We start from the raw sequence: 23,964 nt of genomic DNA on the forward strand, positions 1-23,964 counted from the left end.
TTGGTGTGTGGTTTCAAGCGCCTCAGGCGCGCGCCCGCTTGCGCTGCGGGTCTATGAAAGGAATATCAGTGACTGTGGCACCGAGGCGTTTCATCCGCCCATCGAGCTGGCCGATTTCCAGCCGGTTGCCGTTTTCCGCGTGTTCGACACCGAGCCGGGCGATGGCAATAGCGTGTTCCAGCGAGGGCGAGCGAACGGCGGAAGTGACGGCGCCGACCTGCCGTTCGCCGGCATAAACCGGGCTGCCGTGCAGCGGCACGTCAGTGCAGCCCAGAAGCAGGCCCTTGAGCAGCCGGCGCGGCTCGCGCGCATTGCGTTCCAGCGCCGCCTTGCCGGTGAAATGCGGTTTCGTCAGGTCGACTGCAAAACCGAGGCCTGCCTCAAATGCATCCACGCCAGGTGCGAATTCCGCGTTGGCGGCGGCCAGCCCGGCCTCGATCCGGATGATCTCCAGCGCGGCGGAGCCCATCGGGGTGATCCCGAATTCCTCGCCTGCCTCCATCACCGCGTCCCAGATTTCCAGCGCGTGGGCCTGGGAGCAGAAAATCTCATAGCCCAGCTCGCCGGTGTAACCGGAGCGGGACAGCATGAAGGGGGCGCCCTCGCGGTCGTTCAGCCGCGCCACGGTGACGCCGAACCATTTGAGCTGGTCCAGCTGCGGCACATGCGGCTGGGTGAAGGCGATCTTGCGCAGGAGGTCGCGCGATCTGGGGCCTTGGATGGCCAGATTGGGCATTGCGCCGCGCATGTCGTGGATGCGGACCTGCAGGCCCATCTGCTGCGCCAGCGTCTCCAGCACCCGGCCGCTTTCCTCCGAGCCGCAGCACCAGCGGAACAGGTCGGGGGCGAGCCGGAACAGGGTGCCGTCGTCGATCACCGTTCCGGCCTCATCGCACATCAGCGTGTAGGAGCCGCGCCACACCGCCAGCTTGGCCACGTTGCGGGTGGTGGCCTGCTGAAGCAGCACCTCGGCGTCGGGGCCGGCGATGTCGTATTTGCGCAGCCCGCTCATGTCCTGCACCGTCACCGCGTTGCGGCAGGCCCAGTATTCGCCGGTGGTGCCATGCGACGGGAAGCTCACCGGCGCCCAGAGATCGCGCGCGGGGGCGAAATGCTGGGTCAGCGGCTCCAGCCGCTCATGAAAGGCGGAGTTCTGGCTGATCGACATCGGGGCGTCTTCCTTTTCGCGGTAGGCAACAGCGCGGCGCAGGGGTGTTTCGGGGCGGTAGATGCGGACATGCACGTCCGTAGGGTTCCAGCCGTTGATCGGGTCGATGTCGTCCGGGCAGGCGGTGGAGACGCAGACCAGATCCTCCAGCGCCCGCATTGCGACATAGTCGCCGGGGCGGGAGTGGGATTCCTCGGTCAGGATGTGGTGCGAATGCGGGTCGACCCAGGTGTTCCAGAAAAAATTGATCGCAGGCCAGGCCGCGCGCGGCGCCACGCCGTAGGGCGCCAGCGCGCGGGACATGTTGTCAGAGCAGTTCACATGGCCGGAGAAACCACGCTCCTCGTACCCGCGCGCGGTGCAGGCGAGGCCGAAAGTGTCATGGCGGCCGCAGGTGTCCTGGATCACGTTCAGCATCGGGTGCATGCCGGGATCGAAGAACTTGTCCAGCAATCCCGGCCCCGGATAGGCGCGGCGCACCATCGAGCGGGTGGCGGTGCTCTCAATCATCAGCTCCTCGCCGCGCTCCAGCCCGGCGGCGCGGAAGGCGGTGAAGTCGGAGCATTGCTGCCCCTCCACGTCGATGATCTGAATGATCTCGCCCTGCTTTACCTCATAGGCAAAGCCGGTGCCGCGGTTGACGGTGAATTCGTCGCTTGTGTCGCCGAGCAGCGGCGGTAGCAGCGGGGCAGTGCCCGGCCCGGGCTGCCAGGTGATTTCCGTCCCACCCGAAACGGTACCGTGCACCAGGTCGTGCGGCTGCACGGGGCGGAAGATCCAGACAGTGGCCCCGGAGGCGGCTTTAAGGATCAGCGGCTCCTCCGCGGCGGCGAGGGTGCAGGCCGGGATTTCGGCAGTGCTGTCACCGCCGCGGGCATCGATCCAGCCCAGCAGCGCGGCGGTGTCGCACTCTGCCAGACGCAGCGCGCCGTCCGCCATCAATCCCAGCGCATCCAGCGCCGGGCGGCCTCCGGCGCCAAAGGTAGCGATCTGGCATTCGGTTCCGGTCAGCGACAGCAGATCTCCGGGCCGCATTTCCTGCATCAGGCCTTGGCGCGGGGGGAGACGGTGCGTCACGCCTTCGCGGGGCTTGGGGAATCCAGGGAAGGACCGGGCCGGGGTTCTGAACCCCATGTTGTCGAAGTCGCGCAGGACTGCGTAGCGGGTCATTTTTGTGCCGAATCTGCTTATGTAACTGGTTACATGGTTGATGAAACTGGTTACATGTGTCAAGAATTTCGTTAACTATGAGGCCGGAGCGGTACAGGAAGGCAGGCGGAATGCAGCGGAACACATCCAGGAAACGTGCCAACCTGCGGGATGTTGCAGCAGCCGCAGGAGTCTCGGTCGCCACGGTTTCCCGCGTCATGAACGCACCGGAAACCGTGGCGGAAGCAACCCGGAAGAAGGTCGAGGAAGCGATGAACAGCCTGCACTGGGTGCCCAGTGCCGCAGCCCGCGCCATTAACACCGGACGCACACGGTTTGTCGGGGCGCTGGTGCCGACTCTGGACAATGCCATCTTTGCCAGGATGCTCGCCAGCATGGAGAGCCGGCTGGCAACGCACCGGCTGTCTCTGGTGGTGGCCACAACCGATAATGACCCTGCCCGGGAAGCGGAGAAGGCCAAGGGGCTGGTGGATATCGGCGCCGAGGGGCTGGTTGTCTCTGGGATCACACATGCGCCGGAGTTCTACAGTCTGATCGAGCGCTGCCAGCTTCCGGCTGTTTCCACATCGTTTTACGATCCGCACTATCAGCTGCCCACCATCGGCTATGACAATGCCGCAGCGGCGCGCACCGCCCTGGCCCACCTGACAGACCTTGGCCACAGCCGGATTGCAGTGGTGCACGGGCCAAGCGCCAGCAACGACCGGACACAGGCACGCATTGCCGGACTTGAGAGCCACAGCCCCAAAGGCGATCTCAGTTTTTATGAAGTCCCGCTGTCCATTGCCGGAGGCTGTGAGGCAGGCCGCAACGTCCTGCAGGCGAAAAAACAGCCGACCGCCATCTTGTGCTTGTCAGACGTGCTGGCGTCCGGCGTGCTGTTTGAACTGCAGCGTCAGGGAGTGTCCGTGCCGCAGGAGAAATCCGTGATGGGCCTCGATGACTTGGCCGGCTCAGCCCATTTGTTTCCCGAGTTGAGCACCGTTCACTTGCCGGTTTCGCGGATGGGAGCGGCGGCAGCAGATGCAATAGCAGCCTGGGTTGAAACCCAGAAAGTGCCGGGGGCATACCTATTGAGATCAGATCTCGTCATCAGGACTTCAACAGCTGCGGCGGCGTCAGTTGACTGTTAAAGCTTTACTAGCGGCGCTGGTGCAGATTTCAGCGAAAAACTTTACCTATCTTCAAGTTGAACTGAGCGAACTATCAACTGAGCCGCCTTCAGGGATCAGGTCGCGACCTGTAACTTTCCAAGCAGCCTTTCGAAAAGATTAGCCAGGCTGCTCTGCCAAGGAACAACGGTTCACAACCTTTGTACCGATACAGATTGACCGGCCTTCCGATTTCCCTTCAACCATGGCCGTCAGTTCACGCGCGGCCTTGCGCCCCATTTCCCGGTGGGGCACATGCACAGTGGTCAACGCGGGACTAACAATCTCAGCCAGTTCTATGTCATCAAACCCAGTTACAGAGACCTGCTCAGGCACACGGATCCCCAGCCTTCCGGCTTCTCGAAGAGCTCCCGCTGCCAGTACATCGTTGCCGCACATGACTGCCGTTGGCCTCGGAAAAAATGCCATAAGCCGCCGAAAGGCCTCGGCCCCCTTTTCAATCTCATAATCCGTTTCAACCAACGCTAAGGTATTTGCATCCAGGCCGCTGTCTGCCATCGCCCGCCTGACACCCTCCACCCGGCCTTGCGCCCGGTCATTTCCCTCTGTGATGCCGGAGATCATGGCAATCCGCCGGTGGCCAGCTGCAATCACGCACTGCGCCAGTTCGCACATTGCGTCTGCGTTGCTGAAACCGACAGAGGGCCGCTGCGCCTCGGGTTCGTAAGACCAAGCGACCAGTGACGGAACCTGATGGCGTTCCAGGTATTCATAGATTTCTGCATCACGCGCGTGCCCGATCAGCAGCAGCCCATCAGCACCGCGGGCAACAAGGGTGCGGATCTGTTCGCGCTCCGCCTCAGGGTCATAGGCAGAGCTGGACACCAGCAGCGTATAGCCATCCTCGCGCAGCTGGTCCTGAAACGCCTGAAGGCCGCGGGCAAAGATCGCGTTGTCCATGGTGGGGATGATGGCGCCGATGGTGAAACTGCGCTTGGCTGCCATCACCCGGGCCGCGAAATTCGGCGTGTAGCCCAATGATTCGACCGCCTGCATCACCCTCTGGCGGGTTGCCTCGATCACCCGGTCCGGAGAATTCAGGCAGCGCGACACCGTGGCGGTGGAAACGCCCGCGGCCTTTGCAACATCGTTAAGTGTCGGAGCTGAGCGGGTTTTTCCCATGTGACGTCTGCCATTTCCTTTGCCCCTCGTCATACCACAAAAAGCAGCGCTTGCCAGCCGCTGATGTAAGCGCTTGCATTATTGATGTAAGCGCTTACAAATGGGGTTGGGATAACAAACCGGGAACTTGCGATGTTTCTCTGGGCTGCTGCTGCCGTCTTTGCCGTGTTCTTTGCCAATGTCGCCATGGGCGCCTTTGGCGGCGGCGGCTTCCTGGGCGATGTCGGAGAGATGCTGGTTCTGTTTGCCGCCTCTGTCCTGTTCGTGGCGGCCATTCTCAAACGCGAAGCTGACCATAAGAACAACAACGGCAGCTGACGGATTTTCAAGGGAGGAAGACAATGACGAATGGCAAGGATGGCCTCAAATCTGCTGAGCGCCGCAATTTTCTGAAACTGGCCTCGACCGGCTCTTTCACTGCGGCGCTGGTGGCTGGTGCGGGCGGGGTGCTTTGGTCGTCCGAAGCCGCCGCGCAAACTGCCAAAGAAGAGAAGGAGCGCGAACGTGCAGCGGAGCATATCATGACCGTTGCCACGGCCTATGTGCTGGGCGCGTCGCGCAGCTATCCGATCATGCAGTTGGATCTCAAGGAGAATATCCAGAATGCCACCAACGGCAAGATCTATGTCAAACTGGCCCCCGGCGGACAGCTGGGTGCGGGCGGAGCACTGGTGCAAAAGGTGCAGGGCGGAACCATCCAGGCAGCGCAGCATTCGCTGTCGAATTTTGCCCCCTTCGCCTCCACTGTTGACTTGATCAACATGCCCTACCTCTGCGGCTCGAACCAGCGTTTCACCAATCTGGTAACCTCCGATTTCTGGAACGCCGAAGTGCACCCCAAAGTGGAGGCCGCCGGCTTCAAGGCGCTGTTCTATGTCAATATCGACCCCCGCGTCGTGGCGGTGCGCAAGGGCGGCAACGCGGTGATGTCGCCGGGCGACATGTCCGGTGTGAAATTCCGGGTGCCGGGATCCAAGATGCTGCAGCAGTATTACCGCATGGTCGGTGCCAACCCGACGCCGGTGGCCTGGGGCGAGACGCCCTCCGCCATCAAGCAGGGGGTGGCCGATGCGCTCGATCCGTCGGTCGGAGCTCTGTATGTCTTTGGCTTCAAGGACATTCTGAGCCATGTGACCTTTACCCAGGCGGTGCCGGACAGCCAAGTCTATTCCTGCAATCTGGAATGGTTCAACTCACTGCCTGCCGACGTGCAGGACGGCGTGATGTGGGGCTCGGAAATGACCGCGCATCAGAACCTCTCAAAAGTGCCCTCGGCTCGCGCATATGCGATGGCGGAACTGACCAAGGCCGGTGTCGAATTCCATACCCTCAGCGACGATCAGCTGGGCGAGTGGCAAGAGGCCGGCGGCTATCAGCGCAGCGAGTGGGATTCCTTCAAGACCGAGCTGGCTGGATCGATGGAGAGCTTCGCCAAGCTGGAAGAGGCCTCAGGCACCCAAGGCAAATACTACGTCCACGACGCCTGAGCCTAATAGGGCGGGAGCGCCTTCATCCGGCCCCCGCATTTTTCAACAGCCGCCTTCGCAACAGCCCGCCGGGCTGGCTGCGGGGTGTGCCTGAACCCCGGGAATGGCAATGCACATCCTGCGAAACATCGACAAGAACGCAGAACGCTGGCTGCTCCTGGTGTTCTATGTGATGCTGGTCATCACCATGGCGATCGAGGTGATCCGGCGCGAGCTGTTTGCCTTTTCCTCGATCTGGGGCGAGGAGATCGTCCGCTATTCCTTTATCTATCTGGCCTGGATAGGCGCCGCCGCGGCGGTCAAGGAGCGCGCCCATATCCGCATCGACGTGATCCTGCATTACCTTGGGCCCCGGCCCAAGGCGCTGATCTACATCTTCGGCGATCTGGTGATGTTCATCGTAGCCTTGGTGGCGCTTTACTGGTCGTTCGAAACCGTGCTGGTTTCGGCCAAGTTCGGATCGGTCAGCCACGGGCTGCGCATCTCGATGGTCTGGTTCCTGATGGCGGTGCCCGCGGGCTTTGCCCTGATGATCTGGCGCCTGCTGCAATCCTTCCTGCGCGATTACCGCAGCCTTCGCGACGGCACGCCCGTCTTTGAAGGCGACAAGCTGTTTGATTGAGAGGCCTAAAGCGATGCTGTGGAATTCACTCAATCAAACGGTCGAACTGGGCTGGGACTTCTACCTGCCGGTGATCATGTTCGTGGCGCTGATTGCACTGGCGGTGCCGGTCTGGGCCGCCATCGGCGCGGCGGCGATCACAATGCTGGTGATGTCCGGCGACCTGCCGCTCAGCGCCATCGGCGAAAGCCTGTTCACCGGCATTGATGCTTTTGCGTTGACCGCGGTGCCCTTGTTCATCCTGACCGGCGACGTCCTGGTGCGCACCGGCCTCAGCAAGAAATTCCTGGATGTGGCCGAGGCGCTGACCTGCTGGACACGCGGTGGCTTCGGTTCCGCCACGGTGCTGGTCTGCGGCATGTTCGCGGCGATCTCCGGCTCTGACGCCGCCGGCGCTGCGGCCGTCGGGCGGATGACCATCGCGCGGCTTGTCGAAAGCGGCTACCCGCGGCCCTATGCCTGTGCGCTGGTGGCGGCGGGCGCCTGCACCGGCATCCTGATCCCGCCCTCCATCGCCTATATCATCATCGGCCTGGTGCTGGGTATTTCCGCCTCCACCCTGTTTCTGGCGGCGCTGATCCCGGGTCTTGCGATCCTGGTGTCGATCCTGATCACCAACATCATCATGAACCGCCTTTATACCTATGAGACCGGCGGCAACATGGGGCTGGGCGAGTGGCTGGGCAACCTGGGCCATGCGCTGAAATCCGGCTGGTATGCCTTCATCGTGCCAGGCATCATTTTCTACGGCATCTTCTCAGGCCGCCTGACCCCGACCGAGGCCGGCGCCACCGCCGTGGTCGTGACCATCCTCATGGGCTTCCTGCTCGGCACCCTGAAACTGTCGGATTTCCCGGCGATGCTGGTCAGCTCCGCCAAGGTGAACGGAGTGATCCTGCCGATCATCGCCTTCTCCGCCCCGCTGGCCGAGGCGCTGGCCATCATGGGCGTGCCGCAGGGGTTCGTGACCGCGGTGACCGGTCTGACCGATGATCCCTCAGTGCTGATCCTGCTGATGATCTGCATCCTCATCGCCGCGGGCTGCGTGATGGAGACCACCCCCAACATCGTGATCCTGGCGCCGATCCTGAAGCCGCTTGCGGACAACATCGGCATGAACGAAATCCAGTTCTGCATCATGATGATCACCGCCTTGGGGGTGGGCTTCATCACCCCGCCGCTGGGCCTGAACCTGTTCGTTGTCTCCGGCATCACCGGCGAATCCATCCTCAAGATCGCCGCCCGCGCCGTGCCCTTCGTGCTGACGATGCTGATCGTGGTGCTGTTGATCGCCTATTTCCCGCCGATCTCGACCACGCTGCTTCCTGATATCTACAAGTAGGATCCCCTGGAAATGACCCGTGAATACCTGAAAAAAGCCGACTTAACCCCCAAGTCGGATGCCCCCGAGACCCATAAAATCGTGCAGGGCATCCTGGACGACATCGAAGCCGGCGGCGACGCCAAGGCGCTGGAGTATGCGGCCAAATTCGACCAGTACGAGGGCAACGTGCTGCTGACAGCCGAGGAGATCGAGGCGGCCTGCGCACTGGTCCCGGAGAAACTGAAGGCCGACATCCGCTTCTCGCACGACAATGTGCGCCGTTTTGCCGAACTGCAAAAAGGCACGATGCAGGACGTGGAAACCGAAATCTCTCCCGGTTTTGTCACCGGGCAGAAGGTGATCCCGGTGGATGCGGCAGGCTGCTATGTGCCGGGCGGCCGCTACAGCCATATCGCCAGCGCTATCATGACCGTGACCACCGCCAAGGTGGCCGGCTGCAAGCACATCACCGCCTGCTCGCCGCCGCGCCCGGGTGTGGGCGTGGCTCCGGCAATCGTCTATGCGGCCCATATCTGCGGCGCCGACAAAATCATGGCCATGGGCGGTGTGCAGGGGGTTGCTGCGATGACCTTTGGCCTCTTTGGGTTGCCCAAGGCCAACATCCTGGTCGGTCCCGGAAACCAGTTTGTCGCCGAAGCAAAACGGATCCTGTTCGGCCGTGTCGGCATTGATATGATCGCAGGCCCCACCGACAGTCTGATCCTGGCTGATGGCACGGCAGATGCTCATATTGTTGCTACTGATCTGGTGAGCCAGGCAGAACATGGCTACAACTCCCCGGTATGGCTGGTGACCGATGACCGCACGCTGGCGGAAGAGGTGATGCGGCTGGTGCCCGGCTACATCGATGACCTGCCGGAGGTGAACCGCGAAAACGCCACCGCCGCATGGCGCGACTATGCCGAGGTGATCCTGTGCGCCGACCGCAAGGACATGGCGGCCTGTTCCGACGAATACGCGCCGGAGCATCTGACGGTGCAAGCCGCGGATCTGGACTGGTGGCTGCAACGGCTCACCTGCTACGGATCGCTGTTCCTGGGCGAGGAGACCACGGTCTCTTACGGTGACAAGGCAGCGGGCACCAACCACGTGCTGCCGACCTCGCGCGCGGCCAGCTATACCGGCGGGCTGTCTGTCCACAAATACATGAAGATCGTCACCTGGCAGCGCGCCACCCGCGAAGGCTCCAAACCGGTGGCAGAGGCCACGGCGCGGATCGCCCGGTTGGAGGGGATGGAGGGCCACGCCCGTGCCGCCGACGTGCGGCTGGCCAAGTATTTCCCGGACGAAACCTTTGACCTGACTGCCAATGGCTGACCCGCGCGCCCTGTTCGATCTGACAGGCCGGACCGCCTGCATCACCGGCGCCAGCTCCGGCCTGGGGCGGCGGGCGGCCCTCACGCTGGCCGCCGCCGGGGCGCAGGTGGTCACAGTGGCCCGCCGGGCGGAGGCGCTGGAAAGCCTCTGTGCCGAGATCGGCGCGACGGCGGCTTATGCGGTCGCGGATGTGGCGGACCGCAGCGCGCTGGAGGCGCTGCGGGACACCGTCACGGCCCCCTTCGGCGCGCCGGACATCCTGATCCACGCAGCCGGCGTCAACACGCGGCAACCCGCAGATGTAGTGACGGCAAAGGGCTGGGATCAGACTCTGGCGCTGAACCTGTCGGCGCCCTTCTTTCTCAGCCAGGCGTTTGTGCCTGCGATGAGGGACCGGGGCTGGGGGCGGATCGTCAACTTTGCCTCGCTCCAGACCACCCGCGCCTTTCCCGGCGGCATCGCCTATGGCGCCAGCAAGGGCGGGATCGGCCAGCTGACCCGTGCCATGGCAGAGGCCTGGTCGCACCATGGCATCACCGCCAACGCGATCGGGCCGGGGTTCTTCCCGACCGAGCTGACCCAGGCGGTATTCGAGGATGACACCCGCGCCGCCCGCAACGCGGCGCAAACCTGCATCGGCCGCAACGGCCGGCTGGAGGATCTCGACGGGCCGCTTCTGTTTCTGTGTTCGGAGGCCTCAGCCTATGTCACCGGGCAAATCCTGATGGTTGACGGGGGGTTCACAGCGAAATGAAAGCCTTGGTTTATGAAGAGGTTGAGACGCTTGCGGTCCGCGATGTGCCGATGGCCGTGGGCCAGCCGGGCGAGCATCTGATCCGCATACGCGCCTCCGGCATCTGCGGCTCGGACATGCACGCTTATCTGGGCCATGATGCCCGCAGGCCCGCGCCACTGATCCTGGGGCATGAGGCTGCGGGGGTGATCGAGGACGGGCCGCAGAAGGGCCGCCACGTCACCATCAACCCGCTGGTCACCTGCGGCAGCTGCGCCGCCTGCGTATCGGGGCGCGAAAACCTCTGCGCCAGCCGCCAGATCATCTCGATGCCCCCGCGCGAGGGCGCCTTTGCCCAGTTCGTGGCGATGCCGGAGCGCAACCTTGTAACCGTGCCCGAAGATGTGCCGCTGGCAAAGGCCGCGCTGGCTGAACCGCTGGCAGTGAGCTGGCACGCCGCCCGGCTGGCGCTGGAGGCGCTGCACCCGGACACCGAACTCCGCGCGCTGGTGATGGGCGGCGGTGCCATCGGGCTGGCGGCCGCGCTGGCGCTCAGCGCGATGGGGGTGGAGGACGTCACGATTCAGGAACCCAACGCCGTGCGGCGGGCCTTCCTGACGGACCGCTGCGGCCAGCGAGCCATCGCGGAGTTTCAGGGCATGATGCCGCTGGTGGTGGACGCCGTCGGATATACCGCCACCCGCGCCGCCGCCTCTGCCGCCGCCGCGCCGGGCGGGGTGATTGCCCATGTCGGCCTGGGCGAAGACACAGGCGGCCTGGATATCCGCCGCATGACCCTGCAGGAGATCACCTTTGTCGGCACCTACACCTATACCGCGCAGGACTTCCGCGATACGGCACAGGCCATCTTTGACGGACGACTCGGCCCGCTGGACTGGCCCGAAACACGGCCGCTGTCAGACGGTGCGGCTGCCTTCCGCGACCTGCGAAACGGCGCGGTGGCGGCCCCCAAGATCATCCTCGACCCCTGGGCCTGAGCCCTTGCCCCAAACTAACGGAGAGCAACCATGTATGACAAAATCCTGGTTCCCATGGCCCTGGATCACGGGGTGTCCGGAACAACGCTGAAGGCCGCCGCTACCCTGTGCAACCCGGGCGGGCAGATCACCGCCCTGCATGTCTACGAGGCAGTGCACAGTTCGGTCACCGCCTACCTGGACGAAGACACCGTGCGCGAAGGTTTCGAAAAAGCCCGGCAGGAGCTGGCCAATAAAACCGCAGGCCACGGCAATGTCACGGCTGAGATCGTCAAGGGCCGGTCCTACCGCGCCATTGTCGAATACGCCGAACAGCACGGCATGGACTGCATCGTCGTCGGCTCCCACAAACCGGGGCTCAGCGACTTTTTCCTCGGCTCGACTGCCGCCCGCGTGGTCCGCCACGCGCCTTGCGCGGTGCATGTCTGCCGCACCTCCTGACCCCGAAACAAGACTTCCGAAGCAAAGGCAACCGACCATGAATATCGACAAGAGGATCGCTGACGATCTGGCGGCCAACGGCGTCTCCTTCGTCACGACCGTGCCCTGCAAGCAGCTGGCCGGCGTGATCGAGGAGATCGACCAGCGCGACGACATCTTCCACATCCCCTCCAACAAGGAGGATGAGGGCATGGGGCTCTGCGCCGGCGCCTGGATGGGCGGCAAGCGCCCGGCCATCATCATGCAGAACACCGCCATAGGGGTCACCATCAACACGCTGGCGACGCTGATCCAATATTACCGGATGCCGCTGCCTATGCTGATCTCCTACCGCGGCGAACTGCGCGAGCCAGTGGCCTGCCAGGTGGAGATGGCAGTGCACACCAAGGCGCTGCTGGCCCAGCTCAACATCCCCACCTACCACTTCCACTGGCAGAAGGATGTCGAGGAGCTGGACAACATCCTGAAATACACTTTCATGTGCAACAAGCCCGTTGCCATCCTGACCGACGCCAACTTCTGGGGAGGCTATGGCGACCAATGATCCGTTCCGAAATCCTGAAAGAGATCGCGCCCATCCTGCGCAACGAACTGGTGGTCTGCAACATCGGCATTCCGTCGCAAGAGCTGCACGCCATCGACGACCAGCCCAGCAATTTTTATATGCTGGGCACCATGGGGCTTGCCTCCTCCATCGGGTTGGGACTGGCGCTGGCGCAGCCCAAACCGGTGATCGTGATTGACGGTGACGGCTCAATCCTGACCAACCTCGGCACCTTGCCCACCATCGGCAACAACGCGCCCGGCAATTACATCCTGATGATCATCGACAACGGCTCCTACGGCTCCACCGGTGATCAGCCGACCTATACCAGTCAGCGCACCGATCTGGCCGCAATGGCCCGCGCCGCCGGCTGCGCCCGGGTGGTGGAGGTGCAGGACAAGGACACCGGCCCTGCGCTGGAGGAGGCGCTGGCCGGCGGCGAGGCAACGGTTCTGGTGGTCAAATGCGACAGCGGCAACGCCAAGATGCCAGTTATCACGATGGACCCGGTGGTGATCCGCGACCGCTTCATGAAGGCCGTGGCCGGCTGATGGCCGCAGGCGCCATCCATTCGGCTGAGGATGCCCGCCGCCTGGCTAGGCGGCGGCTGCCTTGGATGGTGTTTGACTATATCGATGGGGCCGCCGGGCAGGAAACCGGGGCAGCGCGCAACCGCGCCGCCCTGGACGCCATCACCCTGCGGCCCCGCATCCTGCGCGATGTCAGCCAGCGCTCGCTCGCCACCCGTGTCTTCGGCGCCGAGGCAGACCGCCCCTTCGGAATTGCACCCATGGGCATGTGCAATCTCGCTGCCCCTGGCGCCGACCTGATGCTGGCCCGGCTGGCGGCGCGCTACCGGGTGCCGCATGGGGTTTCGACCGTCGCCTCGACTCCCTTGGAAACCATCCTGGAGGCGGCAGAGGGCTACGCCTGGTTCCAGCTCTATTTCAGCGGTGACGGCAGCGGCACCTTCAAGCTGGCCGAGCGGGCCCGCGCAACCGGCTATCAGACGCTTGTGCTGACGGTCGATGTGCCCGAGGTTGGCAGACGCCCGCGAGAACTGCGCCACGGCTTCAAAATGCCGTTCCGCATCGGCCCGCGGCAGTTCCTGGATTTTGCCCTGCATCCGCGCTGGTCATTGACAACCCTGCTGAAAGGCAAGCCTGTGATGGCGAATTTCGAGATGGAGGGCTATGACTTCGACCGCACCGAAAGCCGGGCTCGCGCCACCTGGGAGACGCTGGCCCGGCTGCGTGATCTCTGGCCTGGCAAACTGGTGGTGAAGGGTGTGCTGGACGTGGATGACGCCCGCGCGCTTGTATCGGCAGGCGTTGACGCCATTCAAGTCTCAAGCCATGGCGCACGGCAACTTGAGGCGGCACCTGCTCCAATTGAAATGCTTGCAAAAATCCGCTCCGCGTTAGGGCCGGACTTCCCTATTTTCTATGACAGCGGAATCCGGTCAGGCGAGGATGTTCTCAAAGCTCTTTCACTGGGGGCAGACTTTGTATTCACCGGACGAATTCTGCAGTTTGCTATCGCTGCTTCGGGAGAGACAGGGTTGGAGCAGTTATGGAATGCACTGAGTCAGGAGCTGAGCATAGCGATGGCGCAAACCGGGCGAACTGTGCTGAACGGTGATTAACAACTCCGACAGCTCAAACACACTTCAACGAGTGGGCGCATCGCTCTGGAGCAAGCCATTGCGACGGATGTAGACAACTCCGCTAAGAAGACACTGCTCATAGACACGCGGCCAACCGAGAGCCTTCAGACTACAGTCCAGAACGAGCCAACTGCGCGCCCGTCAGGCAGAAATGCGCTGGCATTTCACCACACAACTTTCGAAGCCTGAAACACGCCACGTGCCGGAGATCAATGGATTTTGACCAATGCCGGAACCGCTTCCGAGGTTCGGGACCTGCTTAATCCGGTACCCGCGTCCGCACGGAATGTGCATGACTGTCTTCACCCGCTTCCTCCAGACGCGGCCCGGCATGAACCAAACCAATTCCCCGCATCCGGAAATTGCCTTCGATGATCGAATGGAACGCTCCGCCGGTTGAGTTTCTATCAACCAGCAAAAGCGCCTGCTCCACTGCTGCATAGGTCAGCGTCTCCGCATCCAGCATGCTCCATGCCGCTGCCAGATAGGAGCCCAGAATATCCCGGGCCTCCAGCAGCGCAACGCGGAACCTCTCAGGATCATCGGCATAGCGGGCATCGAACAGCGCCTGCATAACCTCTCCGTAATAGGGGCTGTCCTCCATCTGGTCAGACAGGTCCTCCATTTCAGGGGTGATCAAGCCATGCACGAGAAGCCGTTCGTGAAAAACATCCACTAGGATATCGAACATTGCCCCAGTCAGGGGCTCCGACAGAGCGTGCTCGCTACTCCATCCGCAAACGAAATCATCCAGCAGCCGGGTGTTCGCCGCCATCCGGATTTGCGCATTCCCTGCAAGCTCTGCAAACCGGTTCAGCTGGTTGAATGTATAAAGATTGCCTTTGGTGTTTTCTAACAGGTCTTCGACCACCGATCCGAAATGCAGAGAGGCGATCAGCGCAACCATATCCGCCGCAGATTCATGAAACCCGTAGTATTCACCGGGAACATCTTCCGAGACCGGCATCCCAGCGATGCTGTAAATAATGGCGTGGCCGATCTCATGAGCAACAACATCAAAGTTCAGGCTGTAAGCGCGGTACTCACCGCCGTGTTCACTGGTGCCGCCGGTTTCAAGAAACCCCCAGCCGATATGGGCATTATCCAGACTCGGCAACAGCGACAGCTCCAGCCGGTCGTAGTCGCGGGCAAAGTGCCATGGTATTTCATGGCCGAAGTACTCTTCCCATACATCCAGGGTGAAGTGAGCCGCCGCGAAGAGGTGTGCCGCTTCAAACCCAGGATCAGATGGCGGGATATGAAGGAAATGCCCGTCTGCATCCGGTTGCGGCGGCGCGTGCAAATCCCCATGCCATGGGGGCAGGTACATGCCCGGCCCTTCAGGCCCCTGCACAATTGCGCCATAGGGGATCGTCTTACCCAGCGCATTGACCGTATACATTCGCGGTCCTGAAGGCCCCGGACCGATGCTACCCGGGGGCGCGGAAATCTCAACAAGCTCCAGCACCGGGTTGTCCGTTCTGAACGGCGATTGCGGAAACAGCAGGAACCGTGTTCCCGGCGCCTCCTGTGCCGCCTCAAAGGTGTCGTCCATAGTGCCTCCTATCCTGCGGAGGTTTCACTGGCCCTGGCCTGCCTCGTCGCTGCTGCCTGATGCGGGCTCTATTTTACCCTCATGATGATACATGAATTCTCGCCGGATCAGCTCATAGAATTCTGCAATCTCAATTCCAATACCCGCCGCGTATGCCTTTAAGTCCTCCGGAATGTCTTGATGGAGACGGCTTTCGAAATACCAAGCCACTGCCTGCAACCGTTCCGTTTGCTGCATGGAAATGCACGGCTGCACGAAATCCGAGACCTGCCTCTCTTTGGCATCGGCCCGAGCTTTCAGGCCGGCATAGGCTCCTGCCAACCGGAGCTCCGACAACAGGCCGGGTGCCAAGCCGCCCTGCACCGCGCTGGCAGCCGCAGCGGCTCGAGCCGCCTCGCCCAGTTCCGCCTCGTATTGCGCAGCGGTCAGCCCATTGGCCTGCAGCCACGTCTGCAAGTCCTTGCTGCGGAACAAGCCGTGTGCCTGCCGGTGGCTGTTCAACTGCGCCAATAAGGCTTCCCGCCTGGGCTGAATAGCGGACCTCTGTGCCTCTTGCAGCGCCAGGAAACGCAGTGCCGCCCGGTTCAGGAACGCAGCATAACGCTCCGGCTCCAACCGCAACTCATCCAGCACCCTGTGGTCCGCGTCCTGCAAGCTGCACTCCTGCTGTTCAGCCCGGCGCACCAGCCCTTGCCATGCAAGAGTCTGCTCCATCGGCTCGCACACCTGGACCGCAACCGCCTCTTCCTTGCCGGAAAACTCTGACATTCGAGCCAGCATTTCCTGCGCGTCATTGCGTTTGGCATCCACCGCGTCTGTCTTCACCCAGGCCGCAAACCGGTCTCGCCAATATGACTTTGGAAGATCCGCCAGTATCCGTTTCCAAGTCCGCTGCTTATAGAAACGCGTCTTGGCGACCTGCAAGACAGCTTCTGCCTGCACCGCGTCCAGAACCGAACCGCTCACCGCATGCTCCACCGTCGCGCGGATCGAAACCATTGGTTCGCTCAGCGGCGTATAGCCCAGCTCCGCCGGGCTGTGCAGGACCGCAACTTCGTCATCGTCGATGATCGCGCCTGAGGCATAATCCTCATAAATCCTGCCAACACCAATCATACCAAAAGCCGACAGCTCTACCGCCCGCAAGGCCCCCATGCTGGCGCCGCCGAAAACGGCAATGCCCCGCTCCATCGCCCACAGGATCTCCTTGTGCCAGACTGAGGGAACACCTTCAAAAAAGCCGTCGATCAGCCCGATTGCTGCGGCCCCCTGGCGCGCTGCTTTGTAGATATCCCCCTGACCGGCAGGGGGGAGAACAATGGCGCCGGGCAAAAGAGCTTGTGCCTCCTCCTTGCCGATGGTCGGTCCGGCGAACACCACAGCCGTCATTGACTTGCCTCCACCGTCCGTAATGTCCGAGCACCAGCGATGAAATCAGGATCGTCGTGCGGCGCTTCCAGCCCGGGGATCACGGCACGCACCACGGACACTCCCAATCCGGGACGTGACAGGTCTACAGTCAGCACCTGCCTCATTCCGGCTGCTTCCAGCCTGTTCAGCAGCCAGCATTGATCCTCGTCGAAAGAAGGGGAGGAAAAAGCCGGGCAATCCTGAAACCTGGCCGCGGCCTCGCATTGTAAAAGCAGACGGCGAACGTACTGAGCGCGTTCAACGGCCGCCGCAGACGTGAATTCCTCCGGATCCAGATCGTCGCGCGCTCCGGAAATATAGGTCAGGCGGGTCTGTGTTGCCTCCGTAAGCGCTCTCAGCAAGGCAATGGCCCGGTCCGGATGACAGCCGCTGCCAATGCCGATATGGCCGGCCCGGCTGCCTGCTTCGCAAATCATACAAAGAAACGCCGGAACCCCAATGTCAGAAGTGATGTTCCATATACCTGCGTCCAGCCCCGCCGCAGCAAAGCGGTCCAGCGCGTCTTGGCAGCGCGCGTCATCCATCGTGGCCGGATCAATACGCGGTCCCGGCGCCGCATGGTGCCACAGGGTGATCGCATCGCGTTCAATCAGCTCGCAGATCGCATGGCAGGAAGCTTCTGCAAGGCTGTTGCCCGACGCCAGCCCGTTAGTGGTGCGCGGGAACGCCCCCTGCCCGCCGCTGGGAGGACCAGTATAGTCAGTATCCACCATTTCATAGGGCAGCCAATACCGGTTGCCAGTTGCCAGATCGGTGCCTTCAATCCACAGCATCCGCTTTTTCGGGTCAAAGTCCGCACCGGTCACCCGGGGCAGCCGTGCCACATCCGCAACCAGTGCCTCCTTCTGCAAGTCCAGAAAGCTGACGGATCGCAGCGGCAGGGTAATCCGCTCTGCATGCCAGGCCTCAATAGACTCCATCACGCCGGAGGCCTGCGCGGCCTCCAGTGTCAGCCCCTTGCCCAGCGACACTGCAACCGACCGGGAGTTTGGCCGCGTGACCATAACGGTTGGCAGGCCTACCCTGTCCAGCCCCGTCAAATTAGCAATCCGGGTAATCCCCATATCCGTCAGATGCGGGCGCACCCTTGCCAGCGTCTGCGCTGGATCACACAGCCGGTGGGTGTCGTGCAGATAGCCCTTTTTTTGAGCCTCAGGCATCTGGCAGGCCTCACTGTCATGACAGCCGCGGAAAGTTTGACGCTGTCCAAAACAGCGGCTGGCAGCCATAGCCAAAGGATGGCCGACCGCAGGCTAGCGGTCAACAACAGGGCAGTCAGTTGGCGATAGCCATGACACCCTTGCCCCTACTAATGCGGCTGAAAATCGAAAACAGGCACAAAACTTGCGGGTGCCAGGGTCTGGTCCAGCAGGTCCTCTGACACTGTGCTTCGGTCGAAAATCCTGATGACAGGCCCGGCGTGTTTGAAACGCAAACTGCCTTCAATTGCACGCACTGCCATTTCGACCGCAAGCCGTCCTTGAAGCACAGGAAAATCTGTTGGTGCAGCAATGATGCGATCGCGAAGAACCCCGCGGTAGACCGCATGGGTCATGTAGTCTGACACAACTTGAACCTGTCCCTGCATGCCGCGGGCGCGCAGCACCGACACGGCGGCTTCTGCAGCAGGCGCGGAACCGGCTATGTAGTCCAGATCCGGAACCGCATCCAGCGCCTCCTCGACCAGCCGCACCTGGATTTCACGCCCGGTATCGCCATATTTCGTAACCGCGATCCTGGCTGAACTGTCAGCTAGCGCGGCGCGGAACCCCTCCTCGACAAAAGCCACCCAGCCCGCCTTCGCCGGCCCTGGAAACCAGGCGACCTTGACTTCAGGTGCCCCCTTCGGATGGCGCGCAGCGATGAGTCTGCCTGCCTCGGCCCCCATCTCCGTCCAGGACACCCCTACCTTGGCCGTAATCCCGGCATCGGCAATGTCATTCACAGCAGCAATCACCGGAACAGAAGCCGAAATCCGCTCCACCGTGCTGGTAAGGCCGGCGAAAGATACAGTTCCAAGGATCAGCGCATCGGCACCGTCGGCGACACAACCCTCTACCTGTTGTACTTGCCGCCTGAGGTTGGGATAACCACCTGCTTCGACCAGATTGAAAGAAACCCCCAGCCGAGCGGCTTCCGCCACCATCCCGTAATTAACGCTGAGCCAATAGGCATCTTTCAAGTGCGGGTAGGCGATGCATAGGCGCCATTCCTGCGCCGCCCGTTCAAGAGGTGCATACTCCACGTCCTCCAGCCCGCTGCCGTAGTCGAAAGCGGTCCGTGGCACCTGCAGCCGCCAGCTATCCGCAGCCGCCATTGTGCTGAAACACATAAAAAGCAGTAGCCACAATGCGCGCATGAAGACCCCTTCTCCGGGAGTGGAGGATAGGCAGCGGGACGGAAAAGGGAAATTCAAATTTGCGAAATCCGCAAATGCAGGCGAAAGTTCCTGAATGTTAGGAAAGCTCGGCCTTGGCGGAAAACTGAGTCTCGCGTTCATTGTCATTGCGGGGTTGCCGACCCTTGCCGGCATTCTGGGGCTGGTCGAATTACGTGTGCTTGCACGCCGCCAGGCAGAAGTGATCAGCCAGACCATTCCCGCCATCGCCGAAGTGCGCGGCATGGCAGAGGAAAGCACGCGGATCATAGCCATTGCCCCGGAACTGGCCGGTGTCGCTACCCAAGCGGAACGGGCAAACCGGGCGCAGTTTCTGTCCGCTCAGATTGAGGCGCTCACCCGGCGGCTGGACGCGCTGGAGCGTGGCGGCGTAGCCGGGTCCAGCCGCCTGCGGGAAACTGTTACGGATGCTGCAAGTGTGCTTTCGTTGCTTGATGAACTGGTTGAAACCCGCATCGCGCTGCACAGCGGACTCAAACAGTTGACCACCCGCAACTTGACTGCCGCAAACAACCTGCTGAGCATGGCCGACACGCTGGTTGCCAATGCCGAGATGGGAACAACAGCCGTCATTTCGAGCCTGTACGGACCCGGAACGTCTCCTGTGGAAGAGCAGGCCCGCACCGATATGCTGGACAAGCTGATCGAGGTGGACCTGTTCCAGCTTGGCCTGATGTTCGAACTGAGATCGCAAACTGCTGAGATCGGACTGCTGATCAACCGGATCGAAGAGGCAGGCAACGAGGCCGAACTGCAGGAGATCGAGAGCGCACTGACCAGCCGCCTGGACATCGTTTCCCGCCGGATCAAGGCAATTCGCGATCCCGGCCGCCGCCAGCAGGCTGAGGGCTATGCCGCCCAGCTGCAAACCGTGACGGAAGGCAACGCAGGCCTTTTTGGCCTGCGAACCCGCATCCTCACCACTGAAAACCGCATCAACACGCTGAAGCTGGAACTGCAAAACACAGCGCTTCGGCTCGGCGATGAGGCCTCTGCCGTCGCCGATCAGGCGCAGGCGCGGGCGATCAGCTCGGGGCATGCTGCCGCAGCAGACATTCAGCGGGCACAGCTTCGCAACGGGTTTGCTGCCGTCACCGGCTTCCTGCTTTCGCTGGCTGTCCTTTGGTTTTATGTGCGCGGCAGCATCACTCGCCGCCTAAACCAGCTGGCAGCCACCATGGCCGCACTAATGCGCGGCGAGCTGGATCATCCGGTCCAGCCCCGCGGGCAAGATGAGATTGCCCGTATGGAAGCGGCCGTGGAAGTGTTCCGCCAGCAAGCACTCGACAAGCAGGAGCTGGAAAAGGTCCGCGACCGCAACGAACAGGAGCTCAGGGAACACCGCAACAACTTGCAATCCCTTGTCGACGAACAAACGGAACGGCTGCGGGACGAAGTGGAGGCTCACGACGACGCCCGTCAGAAGGCCGAAGCTGCTGATCAGGCGAAATCTGAATTTTTGGCGATGATGAGCCACGAAATCCGCACCCCGATGAACGGAGTGCTGGGTATGCTGCGCAGCCTCTCTGACGAAGGCTTGCCGCCCGGGCAAATGGAACGCCTGCGCGCAGCGTTGGTGTCAGGCCAGAACCTGCTGAAAATCCTGAACGATATCCTGGACTACTCCAAAATCGAAAGCGGTGCGCTGGTACGGGAAGACGTCACGTTTTCACTGCGCGATCTTGTGAACGAGATCATTGTCCTGCTGCGCCCCAGTGCCGACAGCAAAGAGGTTGATCTTTGGCTGGATGCACCTGCAGACCTCCCCGGTGTTGTTAAGGGAGACGCCGCCAAGCTGAGGCAGATTCTGTTCAACCTGCTGTCGAACGCACTGAAGTTCACAGACACGGGCGAAGTCATCCTGCGGGTTCGCACAAATGGCGGCACTGCCGGGCATCACCGGATTGCCTTCGAGGTCAGCGATACCGGCAAGGGCATTTCCCAGGAGGCCAAGGCGCGCATTTTCGAAGCATTCGAGCAAGAAGATCCGGAAACCGCCCGCAAGTTCGGTGGAACAGGATTGGGCCTGGCGATCAGCAGGCATTTTGCCCAAGCAATCGGTGCCCGACTGTCCCTTGAAAGCACCAAAGGCGTCGGCTCTGTCTTTACCCTGGCAGTGGAACTGGCGCCCGGCGATCCTGCAGACTTGGAGCCGGAAGACCCGCCGGCTCCGGTCAAGCTGTCAGGAACCCCGTTGTCGGTTCTTGTGGTGGAAGACAATGAAATCAATCAAATGGTTGCACAGGGTTATCTGGAACGTATGGGCCACAGCTGCCAATGCGTAGCAAGCGCAGAGGAGGCACTGGCGATCCTGCCGGAGACCCGGTTCGACTTAGTGCTGATGGATGTCAGCCTGCCTGGTATCAGCGGCACTGAGGCTACCCGCCTCCTGCGCACGATGGCAGACCCGCGGCTGTCAAATCTTCCGGTCATCGGCATCTCCGCGCATGTTCAAGAAGAGCAGATCGAATCCCATTTACAGGCCGGGATGAATGGTTTCGTTGCCAAACCGGTCTCACCGGAACGCCTTGCCAAGGCTCTGCAAAGCGTCACACAGGGCCACGAAGGCGCAGTTTACTTGTCAGCTCGCCAAGTCTCTCCCGGACAGGACAGGAGATCCAGCCTGCTGCGGCAGATGCAGGAGAATATTCGGGATCTGGGCGTGGAGCGGGCTATTGGAATTGCCGCGCTGTTCCAGCAAGAACTTCCCAAAAGCGTTGAGAAAATGGACGCCAGCCAAATAGCACACGACCTCGCACGGCTTGCGCAGGAAGCCCATCGCGCGAAGGGCGCCGCCAGCAGTTTCGGTCAGCAGGACCTGGCCAGTCTTCTGGCAAAACTCGAGAAGTCCGCCACCAATGGCAGCCAGGCAGCCACCGCTGAGCATATGCGCGAGTTGAGCACACTAGCGCCGCAAGTTTTGGAAGCTCTGTCCAGAGTGCTGCGCGACTATGGCCATCAACCCAAGGGAGCAGTGAACACGTAGCCTTCACCGTGCACGGTGGTGATGATCCGGGGATTTGCAGGTTCTTCTTCCAGCTTGCTACGCAGGCGCCGGATCAGCACATCCACAGTCCTTGGGTTTGCCCCGTACTGACGATGGGTGACACGGCTCATCAGCGCGTCGCGCGACGCGACCTCACCCGCCCGTCCAACCAGCATATCCAGCACCTCAAACTCCGCACGGGTCAGCGGAATACTGTCACCCTCAATTGTTTGCAGGTGCCGCGCAGCGACGTCGAAACGGAATTTCCCAAAAGTAAAAACCCGCCGCGCAAGGCGCCGAGCCTCCTGCGTGCGGCGTAAGAGGTTCTTTAGCCTGGCCAGAAGTTCGCGCCGGTTGAATGGCTTGCAGACATAGTCATCCGCGCCAAGCTCCAAGCCTACAATTCTGTCGACTTCGTCATCCCGGCCGGTCACCAGAATGATCCCAATGTCCGATTTGGCTCTCTGCTCCCTGGTAATCTGCAACCCGTCCTTACCGGGCAGATTGATGTCGACCAAAAGCAGATCGACATCCCGTGTTTGCAGGACCCGTTCCGCCTCTTCAGCGGTCTCGGCCTGCGAGACGGTATAACCTTGCGCATCCAGATAGCTGGCAAGAGTGCTCCGGGTGACCGGCTCGTCCTCAATGATCAAGATATGCGCCATGCAGGTCCCGCACCCCAACTTTCCTTTCAGTTAACAAATTTTAACATACATGGCCAGCCTGTTCATCTGCCCGGGCTGACCTGTTCACATCTGCTGCCTAGCCTCCGTCCCCGAAAGCATGGCTTTCAAACAGCGAAAAGGCTCAGGCCGTCAGGACCGGGGCCGCGACAACAGGGAGACACACATGAAATTCCGGAAACACCTAATGGCCAGTGCCGCCGCAATGGCGATGGCAGCTCCGATGGCTATGGCAGAGGATTCCTCCGACCCCATCATCATTCCCATCCATAACTGGTCCAGCCAGATCGTGATGAGCCACGTTGTCGGGCAGATTTTTGAATCTATGGGAAACAGCGTCGAGTATGTTTCGACCGACAGCCAGGCCGTTTATGAATCGGTCCGTTTGGGCGACGTCACGCTTGAACTGGAAGTTTGGGAAGGCGCCTTTGGCAAGTCTTTCAACGAGGCACTGGCCAAGGGCGGCCTGCATGATGCCGGCGATCACAACGCCGTCACCCGCGAAGACTGGTGGTATCCGGCCTGGACCAAAGAAGCCTGCCCCGGCCTGCCGAGCTGGGAAGCGCTGAACGAGTGCGCTGCCGCCTTTGCCACCCCGGAAACCGGAGACAAGGGCCGCTTCCTGGGCGGGCCGGTCGACTGGCTCAAGCATGATGCAGAGCGCGTCGAAGCACTGAACATGAACTTTACCGTGGTGAACGCCGGCTCCGCGTCAGCACTGTGGGCTGAAGTGGCTGCCGCGGAAAAAACCAAGAAGCCAGTGGTGATCTTCAATTGGACACCGAACTTTGCAGAGGCTGTCTGGCCGGGCGAATTTGTTGAATTTCCAGCCTGGGAAGAGGGTTGCGACAAGGATCCCGCGGTCGGACCGAACCCGGATGCCACCTATGACTGCGGCAACCCGGCAAACGGCTACCTTAAAAAGGCCGCATGGGACGGCATGAAGGACAAATGGCCCGCGGCCTATGAAACGCTGACCCAGATCAGCTTTACCAATCCGCAAATCGCAGAAATGGCCAAGCTGGTCGACATTGACGAGTTGGAGCCGGAGGACGCCGCCGCCGAATGGCTGGAGGCAAATGAGGACCTCTGGAAGCCCTGGACTGGCTCCTGATTTCCCGCACGA

The 23,964-nt window shown here is 61.7% G+C and carries 21 protein-coding genes; 14 read left to right on the forward strand and 7 right to left on the reverse strand.

Annotation, left to right across the window (positions count from 1 at the left end):
* Nucleotides 1–22: 22 nt before the first annotated feature.
* The gene (locus RA26_RS05295) at nucleotides 23–2,338 is read right to left on the reverse strand and encodes a DUF1989 domain-containing protein (RefSeq protein ID WP_039180930.1); all 2,316 of its coding nucleotides are present in this window, start codon (nucleotides 2,336–2,338) and stop codon (nucleotides 23–25) included.
* Nucleotides 2,339–2,448: 110 nt separating this feature from the next.
* Here RA26_RS05295 and RA26_RS05300 point away from each other — a divergent pair, with 110 nt between their 5' ends.
* Nucleotides 2,449–3,471, forward strand: coding sequence for a substrate-binding domain-containing protein (locus tag RA26_RS05300; protein WP_052272316.1), 1,023 nt, complete (start codon nucleotides 2,449–2,451; stop codon nucleotides 3,469–3,471).
* A gap of 138 nt (nucleotides 3,472–3,609) precedes the next feature.
* On the opposite strand, the gene RA26_RS05305 is transcribed toward RA26_RS05300, so the two are convergent.
* The gene (locus tag RA26_RS05305; RefSeq protein WP_039180932.1) at nucleotides 3,610–4,632 is read right to left on the reverse strand and encodes a LacI family DNA-binding transcriptional regulator; all 1,023 of its coding nucleotides are present in this window, start codon (nucleotides 4,630–4,632) and stop codon (nucleotides 3,610–3,612) included.
* 132 nt (nucleotides 4,633–4,764) lie between these two features.
* Between RA26_RS05305 and RA26_RS05310 the strand changes: the two genes are divergently transcribed.
* The 11 genes from RA26_RS05310 to RA26_RS05360 all read left to right on the forward strand — a co-directional run bounded on the left by RA26_RS05310 (nucleotide 4,765) and on the right by RA26_RS05360 (nucleotide 13,764).
* Nucleotides 4,765–4,950: a hypothetical protein gene (locus RA26_RS05310; RefSeq protein WP_039180935.1), complete on the forward strand. Its 186-nt coding sequence runs from the start codon at nucleotides 4,765–4,767 to the stop codon at nucleotides 4,948–4,950.
* A 23-nt stretch (nucleotides 4,951–4,973) separates the two neighbouring features.
* On the forward strand, nucleotides 4,974–6,119 hold the full coding sequence (locus RA26_RS05315) for a TRAP transporter substrate-binding protein (protein WP_039180938.1): 1,146 nt from the start codon (nucleotides 4,974–4,976) through the stop codon (nucleotides 6,117–6,119).
* 109 nt (nucleotides 6,120–6,228) lie between these two features.
* Nucleotides 6,229–6,741 carry a TRAP transporter small permease gene (locus tag RA26_RS05320; RefSeq protein ID WP_039181061.1) on the forward strand — a complete coding sequence of 171 codons (513 nt, stop codon included), beginning with the start codon at nucleotides 6,229–6,231 and terminating at the stop codon, nucleotides 6,739–6,741.
* 13 nt (nucleotides 6,742–6,754) lie between these two features.
* A complete protein-coding gene (locus tag RA26_RS05325; protein WP_039180941.1) occupies nucleotides 6,755–8,083 on the forward strand; it encodes a TRAP transporter large permease in 1,329 nt (442 codons plus the stop codon).
* A 12-nt stretch (nucleotides 8,084–8,095) separates the two neighbouring features.
* Complete coding sequence (gene hisD / locus RA26_RS05330) at nucleotides 8,096–9,403, forward strand: histidinol dehydrogenase (RefSeq protein WP_039180945.1); 1,308 nt, start codon at nucleotides 8,096–8,098, stop codon at nucleotides 9,401–9,403.
* Nucleotides 9,396–10,157: an SDR family NAD(P)-dependent oxidoreductase gene (locus tag RA26_RS05335; protein ID WP_039180947.1), complete on the forward strand. Its 762-nt coding sequence runs from the start codon at nucleotides 9,396–9,398 to the stop codon at nucleotides 10,155–10,157. Before hisD ends, RA26_RS05335 begins: the two co-directional genes overlap by 8 nt.
* Nucleotides 10,154–11,134 carry an alcohol dehydrogenase catalytic domain-containing protein gene (locus RA26_RS05340; RefSeq protein WP_039180949.1) on the forward strand — a complete coding sequence of 327 codons (981 nt, stop codon included), beginning with the start codon at nucleotides 10,154–10,156 and terminating at the stop codon, nucleotides 11,132–11,134. Before RA26_RS05335 ends, RA26_RS05340 begins: the two co-directional genes overlap by 4 nt.
* Before the next feature lie 30 nt (nucleotides 11,135–11,164).
* Nucleotides 11,165–11,575 carry a universal stress protein gene (locus RA26_RS05345; RefSeq protein ID WP_039180951.1) on the forward strand — a complete coding sequence of 137 codons (411 nt, stop codon included), beginning with the start codon at nucleotides 11,165–11,167 and terminating at the stop codon, nucleotides 11,573–11,575.
* Nucleotides 11,576–11,612: 37 nt separating this feature from the next.
* Nucleotides 11,613–12,119: a sulfopyruvate decarboxylase subunit alpha gene (gene comD / locus RA26_RS05350; RefSeq protein ID WP_027256510.1), complete on the forward strand. Its 507-nt coding sequence runs from the start codon at nucleotides 11,613–11,615 to the stop codon at nucleotides 12,117–12,119.
* The gene (gene comE, locus RA26_RS05355) at nucleotides 12,116–12,670 is read left to right on the forward strand and encodes a sulfopyruvate decarboxylase subunit beta (RefSeq protein WP_039180956.1); all 555 of its coding nucleotides are present in this window, start codon (nucleotides 12,116–12,118) and stop codon (nucleotides 12,668–12,670) included. Before comD ends, comE begins: the two co-directional genes overlap by 4 nt.
* Nucleotides 12,670–13,764, forward strand: coding sequence for an alpha-hydroxy acid oxidase (locus RA26_RS05360; RefSeq protein ID WP_039180958.1), 1,095 nt, complete (start codon nucleotides 12,670–12,672; stop codon nucleotides 13,762–13,764). Before comE ends, RA26_RS05360 begins: the two co-directional genes overlap by 1 nt.
* Before the next feature lie 280 nt (nucleotides 13,765–14,044).
* Here RA26_RS05360 and RA26_RS05365 read toward each other — a convergent pair whose 3' ends face one another.
* The 4 genes from RA26_RS05365 to torT form a co-directional block, all read right to left on the reverse strand.
* Complete coding sequence (locus tag RA26_RS05365; RefSeq protein ID WP_052272317.1) at nucleotides 14,045–15,340, reverse strand: hypothetical protein; 1,296 nt, start codon at nucleotides 15,338–15,340, stop codon at nucleotides 14,045–14,047.
* Nucleotides 15,341–15,364: 24 nt separating this feature from the next.
* Nucleotides 15,365–16,729 carry a TfuA-like protein gene (locus RA26_RS05370; RefSeq protein WP_039180960.1) on the reverse strand — a complete coding sequence of 455 codons (1,365 nt, stop codon included), beginning with the start codon at nucleotides 16,727–16,729 and terminating at the stop codon, nucleotides 15,365–15,367.
* A complete protein-coding gene (locus RA26_RS05375) occupies nucleotides 16,726–17,931 on the reverse strand; it encodes a YcaO-like family protein (protein ID WP_039180962.1) in 1,206 nt (401 codons plus the stop codon). Before RA26_RS05375 ends, RA26_RS05370 begins: the two co-directional genes overlap by 4 nt.
* Nucleotides 17,932–18,080: 149 nt before the next feature.
* On the reverse strand, nucleotides 18,081–19,277 hold the full coding sequence (gene torT / locus RA26_RS05380; protein ID WP_241482586.1) for a TMAO reductase system periplasmic protein TorT: 1,197 nt from the start codon (nucleotides 19,275–19,277) through the stop codon (nucleotides 18,081–18,083).
* Here torT and torS point away from each other — a divergent pair.
* Nucleotides 19,225–22,155, forward strand: coding sequence for a TMAO reductase system sensor histidine kinase/response regulator TorS (gene torS / locus RA26_RS05385; protein WP_039180963.1), 2,931 nt, complete (start codon nucleotides 19,225–19,227; stop codon nucleotides 22,153–22,155). The two genes, torT and torS, sit on opposite strands and share 53 nt — an antisense overlap.
* Here the strand turns inward: torS and RA26_RS05390 are convergent.
* Nucleotides 22,128–22,820: a response regulator gene (locus tag RA26_RS05390; RefSeq protein WP_039180965.1), complete on the reverse strand. Its 693-nt coding sequence runs from the start codon at nucleotides 22,818–22,820 to the stop codon at nucleotides 22,128–22,130. The genes torS and RA26_RS05390 overlap by 28 nt on opposite strands.
* A 184-nt stretch (nucleotides 22,821–23,004) precedes the next feature.
* On the opposite strand from RA26_RS05390, the gene RA26_RS05395 reads away from it, so the two are divergent.
* Nucleotides 23,005–23,952, forward strand: coding sequence for an ABC transporter substrate-binding protein (locus RA26_RS05395; RefSeq protein WP_039180969.1), 948 nt, complete (start codon nucleotides 23,005–23,007; stop codon nucleotides 23,950–23,952).
* Nucleotides 23,953–23,964 lie beyond the last annotated feature (12 nt).

The sequence above is a fragment of the Leisingera sp. ANG-M7 genome, assembly GCF_000813965.1.
Classification (GTDB): domain Bacteria; phylum Pseudomonadota; class Alphaproteobacteria; order Rhodobacterales; family Rhodobacteraceae; genus Leisingera.